Raw genomic sequence first — 13,978 nt, 5'->3', positions numbered from 1 at the left:
TGACAGTGGACAATGAACTGTCAACTCTCAACCATCAACGGTCAATTTTTTAACTAAATTTAAATAATGTAACTTTTTTACAGTTTATTGGAAAATTATGACAAAAAAATGTCAGATGTAATGACAGTAGACCGAAAAGTTCGGTGAGCGCTCTGTGTTCGATACCTGTAAGCCGGATTATTGTTTAAAAAACGTAACGAAGTGATAATTTCATAGCCGGGGGATGAGTTAATAGTGCAATTTCTGGGCTGTGATTAGTCATTACCCGATCCTTTGAGTGTTTTGGGTTGATGTATGCATCTTATGAGTAAGAGCAAGAGTTTTAAATACACAAACCTCGCTATTTATTGCCTAATCCTCTGACTGTGCTTCTGGGAATTCAAAATTTTGACGGTGTACCAGTCGCTGTTGAACGCTTTTCGGTACTTCTATCCCAGTCGAATATTTTACGTCCTCTGCTGCACGTTGGTACGATACCGAAGCGCTCGCTCTTAAACAATATGTGTTTATACTTAAGTTACTTTTGCTATTTGTTATACATTTAAATGTGCTACAAAATGAAGTGCAGAATGTGGGATAGGAAAACTTTGCCAATGCCCATGCCCTGTTTGGGAGGATTAGGCAATCATCTGCCAGGTTTGTGTATTCATGCGAACGCTGATCAAGCCTACGATGAAACAATGCCGTAAGAGAAGGCTGGCATCGAAGCGATCGCCTTTCTGGACATGCGCGACTTCACCAACTTGTGGACAAGGGTCTCGCCGAGGAACTAGTGCTGGTCGCCGTATCGCCGATCTAGAGCGGCTTCCGCTTGAGCGAAGAGAATTGAGATTTCCGTCAGTCAATGGGCTTGAAATCTGTTTAAGTCCCGATATGACTGAATTATGGTTGTAATTCACATTAATCCGAATGAGTGACGCGATTAAAACCTACAATTCGATGTCTGAACTTTATGCTTCCTTTGGCGGCAAGCTAGAGCAAGACGTTGATTTTACGATTCATCGGAATGAGGAGCTTTCTCCAAACTTTCCAATCAAGTCTCCACTGTTTCGGACAAGCTACTACTCAGTTCTAATCCTGCGCAAAGGGCGAGGTCGCTACCTCATTGACGACCAATCCTATGTGACTCGAGAAAACACCATTTATTTTACGAATCCGGGTCATGTGAAGGGATTCGAGGTTGATGAAACATTACAGGGATATATCATCACCTTCTCAGAATCCTTCCTGAAGCAATATGTTCATGAGAATATTTTTGATGAATTTCCATTTCTGATCGCTGAAGTTGCGCCACCGAGCTATCCCGATCACGAAATTTTCCAAATCTTTGATGACTTAGGCGGTCTGTTGTTGCATGAATATCAGTCGGATTCTGCTTATAAGTATAAAGTGATTGGATGTTTAACGGTGGTGTTGCTACTCAAAATTAAAGAGCGGTTTTGGAAGGCGTACGATCCACTGACTGAAGCTTTAACCAGCTCTGATATCACACTGACGTTCAAACGCAATCTTGAAGCGCACTTTCGCGATCTACTCGCTGGCAAGTGCGATCGCCTTCTCCAAGTGCAGGATTATGCTCAAGCACAGTATTTACATCCCAACTATTTCAGCACCGTAATCAAATACAAAACAGGTAAATCAGTCAATAGTTGGATTGCAGAGAAGACAATCGCGGAGGCAAAGGCAATGTTGGCGCGATCGTCGGAATCAGTACAGGAAATTGCTACTCGCTTGGGATTTAAGGACGCAGGACACTTCTCCCGTTTCTTCAAAAAACACACTGAACTGTCGCCTTTGAGCTTTCGGCGAAGCTTATCAAGCTAAGCGGTTTCAATCACGACCATTGACTTTTCCCAAACTTAGAAATGAACAAGCCTGTCGAGAAAATATCCATGCCCTTTGTCGGTTGAGTTTGGCTTAATTGAAGGTAAGGAAACGCAGTGAAAGCGATCGCTAGCAGGTATCTGCTGAACATTGTGTCTTCTGGATTGATCGCCACCGATTTTCGTGGTGGTGCAGTGCGTGATAATCCTGAGCGGTTTAATTCAAACTCATTTCAATAACAGGAAAAATTTAGAGGATTACCATGAAAATTACAGAAAACACAATTCTGATCACTGGCGGCGGATCGGGGATTGGTCGCGGACTCGCTGAGTCCTTTCACAAAAAAGGTAGTCAGGTCATCATCTCTAGTCGGCGACAACAGGCGTTAGATGAGGTGACATCTGCTAATCTCGGCATGAAATCCCTGCTCCTGGATATCAATGACCGAGACAGCATTCGTTCGTTTAGTCAGCAAGTTGCTCAAGACTACCCAGGGCTGAATGTTTTGATCAATAATGCTGGGATCTCGAAACTAGAAGACCTCAAATCGCCGCCAGATTATCTAGAGGATGCCGAGGCAATCGTGACCACCAACCTCCTCGGCCCCATTCGCCTAACAGCAGCACTCCTGCCGCTGCTGCAAAATCAGCCACACTCAGCCATTCTAACGGTTTCGTCCGGGCTGGCTTTTGTCCCGAACGCAGCGACCCCAACCTACAGCGCGACTAAGGCAGCGATTCATACTCGGTATCGCTACGTTACCAGCTCAAAGGCACCACAACCGAGGTGATCGAGATTATTCCGCCTTATGTCCAGACTCAACTCATCGGCGAACACCAAATGACCGAATCCTCGCGCCATGCCCCCTCGACGAGTTCATTACCGAGGTGATGGACATCCTCGCCAACCACCCAACTGTAGAAGAGGTCGTGGTAGAGCGCTGCAAGCTTCTACGCTTCGCTGCCGAAAATGGGAATGCTGACATGCTGTTTCAGACTCGTAACCCGTAGGTGGATGCCTAAGCCAGGAAGTCACCCTCCTGACTCGGCTACAAAACCGTGCATGAGATGTTAACCTCACACGGCTCCTCGATGATTTGGTGCTTGTCAAGCACACCCATGAATTCAGAGTTAAAAGGGATTACGGTTGAGATAATCCTCATCTATCTCTTGAACTGTGACGACAGCTTTATCTGCTGCCGTTTTAGTATCGTGACAATGTCCGTGAAGTAATTGAAGGTTGTCATACTTATCCTTACCGCCTTTTGAGCGAGGGACTTTATGGTCGATTTCCATCAAATCTTCATCGTGGAAGAATAACCCACAATGAGCACACTTGCCTTTCTGCATCTTCAAGAGTGTTGCCACCCTTGTTGGCGCTTCAGGATGTTTGCCCATCCTGGAACTCCAGTACACCCAATCACCGTCAAACGGGCTACGGCTTCCTTGCAGTTGTATGTGTCTCACGATACGAGTTTCACGGTGCTTTAGTAAGCGAATCTTCTGATTATGGGGTTTAAATACCCAATTATTAGACCCTACGGTTTGCCAATATTTTTGACAACTCCACCCTTGAAGATTTATTGGGGTGACGATGTTCTGCCCATGCTTTTAGCTGGCTGAATAATGTTGTATCAGCCTGATTAAATATGCGTTTGCTAACGACACCTGAGTAGTAGTTCGTCCATCCACGGATGACGGGATTCAGATGAGCTATTAAATCAGATTGTGGAACTGACTTATGCCCATCAATCAATTTACCTATCTTCTGCGTGTGTGTCTTTAGCTTTGTTTTGCTTGGGGTAATAAGAGTTTTGTAACCAAGTAATTTTCCGTTTGAGCTTTTACCACTGTGATATTTTCCTACAGGAAATTGTCGAACAGTGAAACCCAAAAAGTCAAAACCAACGTTACCTTCATACATATTAAGTGTATGGGATATTCGGGTTTTGCTTGGTTTCAATTCCAGCCCCAATTCGTTTAACCACTCCGCCATAATCTGCTGACATCTTTGGACGACGGAAAGGTTTTTATGCAGAATGATAAAATCATCTGCAAATCGAATTAAGCTTATTGCGCTACGGTTATCCCTTTTACATTCGGGTAAAGTTAGAGCAATTTGTTTAATTCTATTTTCCATGCCGTGGAGGGCTATATTCGCTAATAATGGCGAAATCGTCCCACCTTGTGGCACTCCCATTGATGTTTTGTTGTCAGATTTCTCTCTAAAAGCATATTCAGAGAAATCAATCACTCCCGCTTTCAACCATGCTCGAATTTGTCGGCGGATGGTGGGAAATGTATTTAATTTTGACAGCAGAACATTGTGATTAATTTTGTCAAAAGTGGGTAGCTAGCTAGCGAGGTTTCCAAAGATTTGGCTCCTTTTCTAACTAGCCCCCGCCGAACCGTGCTTACGAGATTTCCAGGTACACGGCTCTCCAGTATTCTATGCATCACGAGACTCGTTTATATCTTGGTTTACCGGCGTGTATTGCATCATGGCATTGCGGGCAGACCATGAGAGTTTTCCTTCTACGTGCGGACATAACTTGCATCCATTGCGGTTTTTCCTTCCTGCCCTTGGTTTTAAGGTCTTTAAGGGCGCGAATATGGTGAACTTCAATGTTACCTTTTGCTCCACAAATCTCGCATTCATCCGCAAGAAGCCGTTTGATTAGTTCATTTCTGAACGCGGGCTTTCTCTTTGTCGGCAGGTCTTGTATGGTTGCTTTTAGGTTGCGTTTTAATTGTATGCCGCCGAAGCGAGCCACCAAAGGTTTCTTACCTTCTACTGGGACGGTTATTTCAACGCACTTTCTTAGACCTTGTGGAAGTTTTACCGTCTTATAGTACTTGGCGCAGAGTTTAGCCACGCTAGTTTTGTGTTTACAGGCAAGGGTTTTCATCAGTGAACTCGACATAACCCATTGAAGTTTTCTCAGCCATGCAATGTTTTGAGCAAGGCTATAGAATTGTACGTATCCTCTAAATTCTGACTGGTAAATGTTGACAATAGTAAAATCGTCATCATTTATTAATTCAGGGCGATGAATGGGTTTACCATTCCTCATGTATAGAGCGCACTTTTCTTCTATAAAGCTTGCTGGAGTTCTTAGTGCAATAATTCCATTGATTGAGCGTTTACCATTGGTATGCTTAGTGTCGGAATATTGAACTAAAATTTCGTAACCTAAAAACTTTGCTGCTTCATTTCTGGCATTAGTAATTAAGGTCTTTTCTGGTGACAGTTCCAACTGAAGATTTTCAGCCAAAAATGTCTTTAATTTTTCCTTGATTTCCTTTGCCTCTTGAAACGAGCCAATAAAACCAAGCAGAAAATCATCTGCATAGCGGACGTAGTTTAACCTCCTGTATCCAGGGTCACGGACATCTTTAGAAGGCATTTTCTGGTATTGTATTTCCAGTTGACGCGCTTTTTCAAATTGTCCATTTTTCCTGTAGTACCAGGCGAGTTTTACGAGTTTTGAATACTCCGGATTTTCTGTCCGACATTTACCACGCGTATATTCTGGAATGAGTGTCTCTTCGATAAATTTATCGAATTTGTCAAGATATATATTTGCGAGTATGGGTGATATTATCGAGCCTTGCGGCGTTCCGCTAACGGTAGAGTAATATTTCCATTGCTCACAGTAACCTGCTTTTAGCAAGTTTTCAATCAATCTCAAGAAGCGATTATCTAGGATTTTCTCGCGTAAAATTGACATTAAGATTTTATGGTCTATGTTGTCAAAACATCCACGAATATCTCCTTCGATAAACCATTTGGTTCCTTGCCAAGTACGGTCTATTATTGTTAGTGCCGTATGACATCCACGATTGGGTCTAAAACCATGACTGCTGTTAGAAAATTGGGGTTCGTAGTACGCTTCTAATATCAAACGTATTACTTCCTGAACCAATTTATCGTTCCAAGTGGGAATTCCTAGGGGTCGAGTTTTCCCATTTTTCTTGGGAACATTAATTCGCCGCACTGGTGTCCACCGAAAACGTTCATAGCGAATATTTTCTATGAGGTTTTCAATCTTTTTAATGGACATCCCATCAGCAGTGTCAGTTGTGACTCCTGGTGTCATTGCCCCATCATTTTTGTAGATGCGACTGTACGCCAGTAGGTACAGCTTGGGATTGAAAAGTTGCCTGTAGACATCATCCAGGGGTAAGTCACGATAACCTCTGTCTCGGATTACACTTAAAACCGTTTCGGCGTTTCGCATCTCGCGTACCTCTCGATGTAAGTGTGAAGAATACCTGTTCTCCTTCGCCATGTGGGCGGCTTTCCCGTCCTCGGACTACTATGAGAACTCTGTAACCATAGGGGTCGCCCCCTGTAAGTCATCCCGCGCTTTATTAACTCGGTACGTAACAGTGTGATTTAGGTGTCCCATTCATTCGTTAAGCCATCTCATCGCTGGCTGACTTCGTTTGAAGGAGTTGTATGGTTTAAATGTTTAAAACCACACACAAACGATTATTCCTTTTAGGCGTTGTAGGAATAGGCAATCGCGTATACCGTCAGAATTGGGCTTCAGGTAGTTTAACTTTCACCATGTCACACAGGTCTTGCCGAACAATAGTTTTCACGCCTTTTCTCTATTCCCAGCTTTACCAACATGCTGTTGTCCCTTTTGTCTTTCGACTCCAGGTTAGTTGGTTGACCTAGAGACTTTCTCCTTATTCTCTCCCAACTTGGTTGGGGATACCGCATTAACTGTCGCGGCGCACACATTTCGCAATATCGGTATCCAACACATATTTAGGTTTGAACTTAATAGAGTTGAAAATTGCCTTAATCGCATCATGGGCATTTCTTCCTGGTCGAAAGCCGAACGAGTTTGGCTCGAAGCGAGCTTCCCATTCTCGTTCCAAGGCTAGTTTTACTAGCGATTGCAAGGTGCGGTCGTACAGAGTGGGTATAGAAAGGGGTCTTTTTTCTCCCTCTGAGCCGGGTTTTGGTATCCACACCCTTCGGGTGGGAGCGGCTTTCTGACCTAGCTTCAGGGATTGTACTAAGATAAGACGTGCTTTTGGGGACAAGTTTTTCAACCCATCTATTCCAGCCGTTTTCTTACCTCGGTTGTCCTGTGTTACCCTACGAACCGCTAAACACTTCGCTGACCAGGAGTGCAACAACGTTTTTTGGAGTTTACGAACTGCCTTGACATCACCACGTTGCGAGGCTTTGTAGATGCGTTTTTGCAACTTAAATACTTTCCTTTCTAGCTTTTGCCAGGGGATAGTATTCCATTCCACCGTAGTCTTGAAACTCGTTTTAGATGTGTACATTGCTACTGGTACCTCTACAATCCAAATCACCGTGCCTCTGTCTGCATATCCTCCTCGTTACAAGGAGGCGTTGGCTTCTGAGGCAATCCTTCCCCCTGAAGGCTTGCGGTTGGCTACCTACTCCAAAATTCGACCAGTTTTGGAGAGCGCATTAGGGGGTTACTTCGTTCCCAATCTTTCGTTTGACGCTGATTTTAGGATTCTCTCTCTTCACCGGGTTTGTTGTGAGTGCATGTTGGTCTGCCGCTTAATCAGCCAACCACTTATCCTTTCCCTTTTGGGACAAGCCCAAACAGCCTTTTGGCTTGTTTTGCATAACGATGATTCAGTCGAGAGATTCGTATTCCTATCCATGACCAGCTATGCTAGGCGGGATTCCACATTAGGCTAGCAGTTACCGCCATGATTCCCCGCTTCATCCCAACAAAGAACCACTTTGCTGAAATGGGGGACTTGCTGTCACTCCTGCACTCGGAGGGATGGAATTACACCATCACGAAAATTTGAGTTGTCAAGGTTCAGTTAAGATTTCTCTTCTATGTCCCTTGCCTGTCATCCCTGAGTATTTCTACTCGTTTCGACAGAACGAATCACACTAGCGACCTGCAATCAAGGCATTTTCAGACCAGGATTAGGGGTCTTGTCCACTTTTGGTGATCTGAAAAGGAGATACTCTCAGTTAAGCGATCGCAATGTAGAAGCTCAGCACGAACCCGATCTGAAAGACAAGCGTACGTCAGATGTACGGTCCTGCTATCCGTATAGAGTCTGCTGAGCCGCAATAGCAGCACCTAAAAACCAGCGCCTACTGATATCAAGTCGAGCTTGATTCAAGTTGCTGTGTATCCGCCATCAACCACTAAAGGCTGACATGTGATGTAGCTAGCAGCATCAGAACACAGAAATACAATGGTTGCAGCGATTTCTTCGGGCTGACCCAATCGCCCCATTGGGACGATCGATGCCATCTGATCTGGATTCCCATTTGTAAGACGATCCATCATACCTGTAGCAATCAGTCCGGGATTCACTGCATTAATCCGAATGTTTTGCTTGGCATAGTCTAGCGCAGCAGAACGAGTCAATCCCATCACTGCATGTTTGCTGGCGATGTAGGGACCGATTCCAGGGAACGCAATCACTCCGCCCATTGAAGAATTGTTGACAATCACTCCCCCTCCCTGGGCGAGCATTTGTTGAATTTCGGACTTCATGCACAAGAATACTCCCCGGACATTAATTCCCATGAGTTTGTCGAAGTCTTCAACTGACTGCTCATGGAGCGGCTTTTGGGGTGGATCAATTCCAGCGTTGTTGAACGCACAATCTAACCGACCGTACTGTTCAACGGTCTTCTCAATGAGTGCTTTGACTTCTGCTTCACTCGATACATCTGAACGCACAAACAAGCATTCCGCACCCGATTGACGAATCAAATTTGCCGTATCTTCTCCTTCTTGCTCACGTCTGCCCGAAAACACAACTTTTGCGCCTGCCCGTCCGAAGGCTAGAGCAGTCGCTTTGCCAATTCCTGATGTTCCGCCCGTGACTAACGCAACTTTATTTTCAAGTATCTGCATCGCTGTTTCTCGTTAAATGGTTTCAACCTTCAACTGTGATTCTGAGTTCTAGTGCGATCGCGGTTTTCGTTAAGTTGCTATCACTGTTTCACCTTCAAATGCAGTGCTAAGCGAAACGGATTTCCAAGCTTCGAGTTCAGCTTTCATCGCATCGAGTTTTTGAGCAATCCCTAAGATTGACCCTGCTTGACGACATCACTACTGCCACAAGCCAGGCAAAGAACAGGTTCTAAAACAATGCTACCAATTCACCAATAACGCCGATCTGATTCTCCCTCATTCCCACAAGTCTAGAACACGACCCAAATTTTTTGCACCCCAATCCTTGCTTGATCGAGCAAGCTGCAACTATTCCTGGGTGGCTGGGCGCAAAAGGTCTTCTAGTCCGATTCGACGTAGAAGCTCGGCACGAACCCGATCCCCCACTGCATTGACCACTTCTGCCCCGTCCTGCGCCGGATCGATATGCACTCGGAACGGTCGTTTGCCAAAGGGAGCATTCACCACATTGACGATCGCGTCAGCCACCGCAGAGACATCGGCATCAGGCGGCACGATTGAGGCAAAACCATCGCGAACCTGATCTGAAAAACCCGCATAAGCTCCTGCTTCATAGACCTCTGCCCGTTCCTTATCGTCGGGCGATCCCGCATTGGCGAAGTGATTTGTGCCACTCGTGAAGGCACCTGGAACGATGATCGAGGTCTCAATGCCCCAGCGAGCCAGTTCACTGGCATAAACGACAGCTAACCGATCCATCGCAGCTTTCGCAGCAAAGTAGGGTGCTAGATATGGGGGCGTTCCACCCGCCGTGCTACTGCTCGATACCCAAATGACAAGACCGTTTTTCTGCTTTCGCAACTGCGGTAAGGCAGCGCGGTTGACCCGCTGGGTACTTAGCACATTGGTGTCATACTGTTCCGCAAGCTGTTCTGCTGTAAAGGCTTCAGCAGGACCAAACACCATGTGTCCGGCGTTATGAATGACGACATCCAAGCGATCGGTCTCAGCGACAATTGCTTGGATAGCTGTATCGGCAGATTCCTGCGACGACACATCAAGTTCGATCGATCGTAGGTCTACACTATGGTCAGCCGCGTACTTTTTTACCGCTTCAACTTCGGGTGCATTACGACCTTGCGTTCCACGCATACTGGCGTAGACAGTATGACCCGCATCTGCCAGCGCTCGCGCAGTTAGAGCACCAAAGCCGCTGGAGGCTCCGGTGATGACAATGACGCTCTTCATGGCTCACGATTCTCCTAATTCAAATGATGCCACCGTTGGCGCGAAGGACTTGACCGTTGATCCAAGCCGCATCAGGACTCGCGAGAAACGCAACGGCATTAGCAATATCTTCAGGCTCGCCCAGCCGTTCTAGCGGTGACATCTTTGCTAGCTGATCAATCGCTTCTTGCGGCTTGCCCTTCAAGAACAAATCAGTCCCGGTGGGTCCAGGTGCGATCGCATTAACAGTGATGTTGCGACCGCGTAGTTCCTTAGCCAAGATGTGCGTCATCGCCTCGACACCCGCTTTAGTCGCAGCGTAGATAGCATAGGTCGGTTGATAGAGGCCGACAACACTCGACGAGAAATTGATGATGCGTCCACCGTCGCGCAGCCGTCTAGCCGCTTCGCGCAGCCCGTTAAACACGCCTTTCAAATTGATTGCAATCTGCCGATCGAACAGTGCATCGTCTGCATCTGCGATGTTAGACAGTTGCATGATGCCAGCATTATTAACCAGGATATCTACGCCACCGAACTCGGACTCCATTCGATCGAACAGGGTGCGAACCGCGCTGGGATCGCTGACATCGGCTTGAATCACGATGGCACGTCCGCCTGCTTGGATGATCCGATCAACTAGCGCTTGTGCGGGTTCAAGATTGCCAGAGAAATTTACCCCGACGGCAATGCCATCATGCGCCAACCGTTCCGCAACTGCCGCACCAATCCCACGTGACGCGCCGGTTACAATTGCACTCCTACTTGCTTCTGTCACCTCATCCCTCCTTTCCTTCCCGCCTTTACAACCTTGCATACAGGTAGAGATTACCAGTTGCCACTAAAAGGCAATTGGAGTCTCACTGCCAACAGCAGCAGAATGTCGTTTACGCCTGTATTTTATAGAACAACTAGTACTTTAACGCTCGCGGTATTGCGCGAAGCTTCGCGAGATTGCGATCAGCAATATTTTCCTGTGGTTTATTCCTCTCTCATTGAGTATTTTGAGTTGAGCGGATGAACGGTATGCAGCCTCCATGGAAGATGACGATCGCTTTCAGGGCGTTTCAAATCTGTGCCATACCGCCATCGACAAACAGCTCAATACCGTTGACAAAGCTGCTGTCATCTGAAGCGAGAAAGACAACGGCTTTGGCAATCTCATCGGGTGTGCCGACTCGTCCCAGCGGGATGGTAAGGGCTTGGCTGTCCACAAATTCCTGCAACTGCTGATCGCTCAGTCCCAAGCGATCGTAAGCAGGAGTCGGAACCGTGCCAGGGCTGATGGCATTGACGCGAATTTTGCGATCTTTGAGGTCGAGTGTCCAATTGCGGGCAAACGATCGCACGGCGGCTTTGGTAGCGCTGTAAACGCTGAAGCCTGGATTGCCCATGATGGAAGCAGTCGAGGCGTTCAGAATGATGGAAGCGCCCTCTGGCAACAGAGGCAGTACCTTCTGCACGGTGAACAGCAGACCTTTGACGTTGACGTTGAATGTTTTATCAAAGTGTTCCTCAGTGATTGATCCAAGTGGGACGATTTCGCCACCGCCAGCATTGGCAAAGACCACATCGAGATGTCCTTGCTCTTGCTTAATCGTAGTGAACAGACGATCGAGGTCTACCAGTTTGGACACATCGCTCTGAACACCTGTGACGTTTTTACCAATCTCTTCCACAGCGGTATCTAATTCAGTTTGGCGACGACCCGTGATGAAGACATAGGCACCTTCAGCGACAAAGCGTTTAGCAGTGGCAAGACCAATGCCGCTGGTGCCACCAGTGACAAGCGCAACTTTTCCTTCTAGTTTTTTCATGATGAATCCCGTGTGGTTGAGTTTGAACGTGAATAAAACACTACGATTGAGCGGCATCGGACGGCGGAAGATTGTCCAACGCTACAAACACAAACTGTCACACTACTTTGCTATTCACGCAGGAGGTCTAGTGACTGTGCCTCAGATGTGAAGACGACCTCATAAAAGTGTGAATCAAACAATCCTAATTCCGCCGCTTGCTTTCTGGCAGCAATAAACTCTGGATCCTTACTAGCAGTTTCAAATTCTTCCCAGCTACGCCACTGGGCATAATTAATTACCCGCGTGCCGTCCAAGCCTTTATGTATGTTGACCGATAGGCAGCCCGGATGCTTCATAGGCGTATGTCGATTCTCCACTAGGAAATCTATTACATGCTGCTGTTGTTCCGGTTCGACGCGGAAGACGTTGACTGCGACAATTCCAGTATGTTCGCTAATTGTAATCATTGTTGTTCCTCATCACGGTTAATGCTGAAGTAGCGGTGTGAGATTTGGCTTAGATACTGTCAGTCAACCAAAGCTCAAACTGATCGGGGTAGACGCGCCATTCTCGAATCTTGTTGTTGGCATCAAAGCGCAAGATATCAAATTATTTTCGCTTCAGTCCTAACGAACAGGAGAATAATTTAGCTCACCAAATCTGACGCTGAAAAATTTCTGTTGGTCTAATTTTTAATGTAAGGTTGACAAAAATAACTAGTTGCCACTAAGAGACAGTTGGAACCTCATTGCCAACAGCGGCGAAATGTCATTTACGCCTGTAGTTTATAGAACAACCAGTGCTTTGTCGCTCGCGGTATTGCACGAACCTTCGCGAGATTGCGATCGACAACATTACCTTCGTCGATATTCCATTGGAGTGGCACCAACGTGACGACGAAAGGCTGTGGCAAAATGCGAGGGATTGCTATAACCACATTCGAGCGCGATTTCGACGATCGGTAGGTAGCCCCGATCGAGCAGATGCTTGGCTCGCTCCATGCGGAGGCGCGTCAATCGGCGGAGTGGCGTTTCACCCCAAATAGCCTTCGCAGCTCTCAGAAGTTGGAAGGAGTTCAGTCCTGCGGCATCGGCAAGCTGACTCAGTGAGACCGGGTCTGGAAGATGCTCTCGCATGAAGATATCGGCTTTACGCAAAGCCTCGTCTCGCCCCTGTTCACATCGAGGTATCTGCCTGCGATCGTGGCGCGTTAGGAGATGAACGGCAAGAAACTGCGCGGCTGTTTCGGCGTACAAATCTGGGGCACCATTTTTAACAGCGCTTTCGAGCGCTAGCATTGTGGTGGCAATCACTGGGTCTGTTTGGCTTAACAAGTTCGGCAACATCGAGTACGAGGCTCTCGCTACAAGCTCCTCTGCTACCGTTTTAATAGTTGCAGACGGCAGATGCAGGTGCAATGTGTGATGCGGTTCATTGCTTTTCCATCTGAGTTTGGCAGCTTGACCGGGGGAAGTCATTCCCAAGTGACCACAGCGATAGCTGGCGCTGCGCCACTGCCCCCGATCGTAGCTTTCGATTTCACAAGATCCAGCCGTGACTAAAACAATTAGATGATCTGGTGTTTCCGCTGTCGCGATCTCTTCTACTTCCGGCGGATCAACGTAACCCCGCAGCAATAGCGATCGCCAACCCGCCATCCAGCTACAACTGGTCTGGGTTCCACAGAGGCTTTTGTGTGCGTGCAGGCTCTCATCTGAAATCATCCTATTCCACCGACCTCCTGCAAACGGGTCAACATAAGTATGACAGCATAGCATTTGTTTCTAAATATCGCTTGCATTGCAGTTCTGGGCATTGTCAAGTCCATTGGTCGTACCAATCAATGAAATAAATCGCTCATCACTCTTGCTCCTAATCGCTGCCGAGCTTGTGTGATAGCTGATTTACAGGGCACCCGCCAGTATTTACCAACTTTCACCCATGCATCACTCATCCCATCTATGAGGTTTTTAAGTACATCTCGCATTGAGTCTCTAGACCAAAAACTCATTGCTATTACCAGACTTACTACTAATTGTGCTGGTAGCGAGCGCTTGCGTTCCTGTTCACTTTGGGTATTAGCGTTAGCGAAGCTCCTCCGTCAGGAGGCTCGCCTGCTCGATGACAAAAGCTGGGATTGCCATCTCAATTGCTTTGAGCACATCACCACTTTGTATTTCAGGAGACACCAACGAGAAATCCTTAAGATGCACCACACTCAGTTTCCATTCATGAGAAT

Annotated in this window: 15 protein-coding genes and 2 pseudogenes; 5 read left to right on the top strand and 12 right to left on the bottom strand. The window is 46.8% G+C overall.

Going from position 1 to position 13,978, the window contains the following annotated elements; all coding sequences use genetic code 11:
- Positions 1 to 360: 360 nt before the first annotated feature.
- A pseudogene (locus tag MAS10914_RS34595) lies at positions 361 to 498 on the bottom strand (ISKra4 family transposase); the annotation flags it as partial.
- A 150-nt stretch (positions 499 to 648) separates the two neighbouring features.
- On the opposite strand from MAS10914_RS34595, the gene MAS10914_RS34590 reads away from it, so the two are divergent.
- The 4 genes from MAS10914_RS34590 (at position 649) to MAS10914_RS31740 (ending at position 2,614) form a co-directional block, all read left to right on the top strand.
- The gene (locus tag MAS10914_RS34590; protein WP_156818228.1) at positions 649 to 894 is read left to right on the top strand and encodes a hypothetical protein; all 246 of its coding nucleotides are present in this window, start codon (positions 649 to 651) and stop codon (positions 892 to 894) included.
- Positions 895 to 909: 15 nt separating this feature from the next.
- Entirely contained in the window at positions 910 to 1,824 is a 915-nt protein-coding gene (locus MAS10914_RS0123560) for a helix-turn-helix domain-containing protein (protein ID WP_026082770.1), read from the top strand.
- A 116-nt stretch (positions 1,825 to 1,940) separates the two neighbouring features.
- Positions 1,941 to 2,063 (top strand): hypothetical protein, encoded by a 123-nt coding sequence (locus tag MAS10914_RS36310; protein ID WP_269635075.1) that lies wholly within the window; start codon positions 1,941 to 1,943, stop codon positions 2,061 to 2,063.
- A gap of 23 nt (positions 2,064 to 2,086) precedes the next feature.
- A complete protein-coding gene (locus tag MAS10914_RS31740; protein WP_198015001.1) occupies positions 2,087 to 2,614 on the top strand; it encodes an SDR family NAD(P)-dependent oxidoreductase in 528 nt (175 codons plus the stop codon).
- 340 nt (positions 2,615 to 2,954) lie between these two features.
- Here MAS10914_RS31740 and MAS10914_RS35860 read toward each other — a convergent pair whose 3' ends face one another.
- The 4 genes from MAS10914_RS35860 to MAS10914_RS0123540 form a co-directional block, all read right to left on the bottom strand.
- Positions 2,955 to 3,290, bottom strand: coding sequence for an HNH endonuclease (locus MAS10914_RS35860; protein WP_232224224.1), 336 nt, complete (start codon positions 3,288 to 3,290; stop codon positions 2,955 to 2,957).
- A gap of 64 nt (positions 3,291 to 3,354) precedes the next feature.
- The gene (locus tag MAS10914_RS35855; RefSeq protein ID WP_232224276.1) at positions 3,355 to 4,113 is read right to left on the bottom strand and encodes a group II intron maturase-specific domain-containing protein; all 759 of its coding nucleotides are present in this window, start codon (positions 4,111 to 4,113) and stop codon (positions 3,355 to 3,357) included.
- A 166-nt stretch (positions 4,114 to 4,279) separates the two neighbouring features.
- Positions 4,280 to 6,064 carry a reverse transcriptase domain-containing protein gene (locus tag MAS10914_RS0123545; protein WP_026082323.1) on the bottom strand — a complete coding sequence of 595 codons (1,785 nt, stop codon included), beginning with the start codon at positions 6,062 to 6,064 and terminating at the stop codon, positions 4,280 to 4,282.
- A gap of 490 nt (positions 6,065 to 6,554) precedes the next feature.
- Positions 6,555 to 7,133 carry a reverse transcriptase N-terminal domain-containing protein gene (locus tag MAS10914_RS0123540; protein ID WP_026082769.1) on the bottom strand — a complete coding sequence of 193 codons (579 nt, stop codon included), beginning with the start codon at positions 7,131 to 7,133 and terminating at the stop codon, positions 6,555 to 6,557.
- Between the two features lie 31 nt (positions 7,134 to 7,164).
- Between MAS10914_RS0123540 and MAS10914_RS34580 the strand changes: the two genes are divergently transcribed.
- A complete protein-coding gene (locus MAS10914_RS34580; protein ID WP_156818226.1) occupies positions 7,165 to 7,524 on the top strand; it encodes a hypothetical protein in 360 nt (119 codons plus the stop codon).
- A gap of 439 nt (positions 7,525 to 7,963) precedes the next feature.
- On the opposite strand, the gene MAS10914_RS0123535 is transcribed toward MAS10914_RS34580, so the two are convergent.
- From MAS10914_RS0123535 to MAS10914_RS33140, 7 genes and pseudogenes are all read right to left on the bottom strand, one after another.
- Complete coding sequence (locus MAS10914_RS0123535) at positions 7,964 to 8,713, bottom strand: SDR family oxidoreductase (RefSeq protein ID WP_017318401.1); 750 nt, start codon at positions 8,711 to 8,713, stop codon at positions 7,964 to 7,966.
- Positions 8,714 to 9,061: 348 nt separating this feature from the next.
- Positions 9,062 to 9,961 (bottom strand): SDR family oxidoreductase, encoded by a 900-nt coding sequence (locus MAS10914_RS0123530; RefSeq protein WP_017318400.1) that lies wholly within the window; start codon positions 9,959 to 9,961, stop codon positions 9,062 to 9,064.
- Between the two features lie 19 nt (positions 9,962 to 9,980).
- Positions 9,981 to 10,718 carry an SDR family oxidoreductase gene (locus tag MAS10914_RS0123525; protein ID WP_026082768.1) on the bottom strand — a complete coding sequence of 246 codons (738 nt, stop codon included), beginning with the start codon at positions 10,716 to 10,718 and terminating at the stop codon, positions 9,981 to 9,983.
- Positions 10,719 to 11,007: 289 nt separating this feature from the next.
- The gene (locus tag MAS10914_RS0123520; RefSeq protein WP_017318398.1) at positions 11,008 to 11,757 is read right to left on the bottom strand and encodes a glucose 1-dehydrogenase; all 750 of its coding nucleotides are present in this window, start codon (positions 11,755 to 11,757) and stop codon (positions 11,008 to 11,010) included.
- Between the two features lie 110 nt (positions 11,758 to 11,867).
- Entirely contained in the window at positions 11,868 to 12,206 is a 339-nt protein-coding gene (locus MAS10914_RS30910) for an antibiotic biosynthesis monooxygenase family protein (RefSeq protein WP_017318397.1), read from the bottom strand.
- A gap of 387 nt (positions 12,207 to 12,593) precedes the next feature.
- The gene (locus MAS10914_RS0123510; RefSeq protein ID WP_017318396.1) at positions 12,594 to 13,463 is read right to left on the bottom strand and encodes a helix-turn-helix domain-containing protein; all 870 of its coding nucleotides are present in this window, start codon (positions 13,461 to 13,463) and stop codon (positions 12,594 to 12,596) included.
- 119 nt (positions 13,464 to 13,582) lie between these two features.
- Positions 13,583 to 13,822, bottom strand: a pseudogene (locus MAS10914_RS33140) (transposase domain-containing protein); the annotation flags it as partial.
- Positions 13,823 to 13,978 lie beyond the last annotated feature (156 nt).

Origin of the sequence: Mastigocladopsis repens PCC 10914 (assembly GCF_000315565.1) — a bacterium.
GTDB classification, from domain to species: domain Bacteria; phylum Cyanobacteriota; class Cyanobacteriia; order Cyanobacteriales; family Nostocaceae; genus Mastigocladopsis; species Mastigocladopsis repens.
The sequence above is the reverse complement of the archived record's forward strand: the minus strand, read 5'-3'. Positions and strand labels throughout refer to the sequence as shown.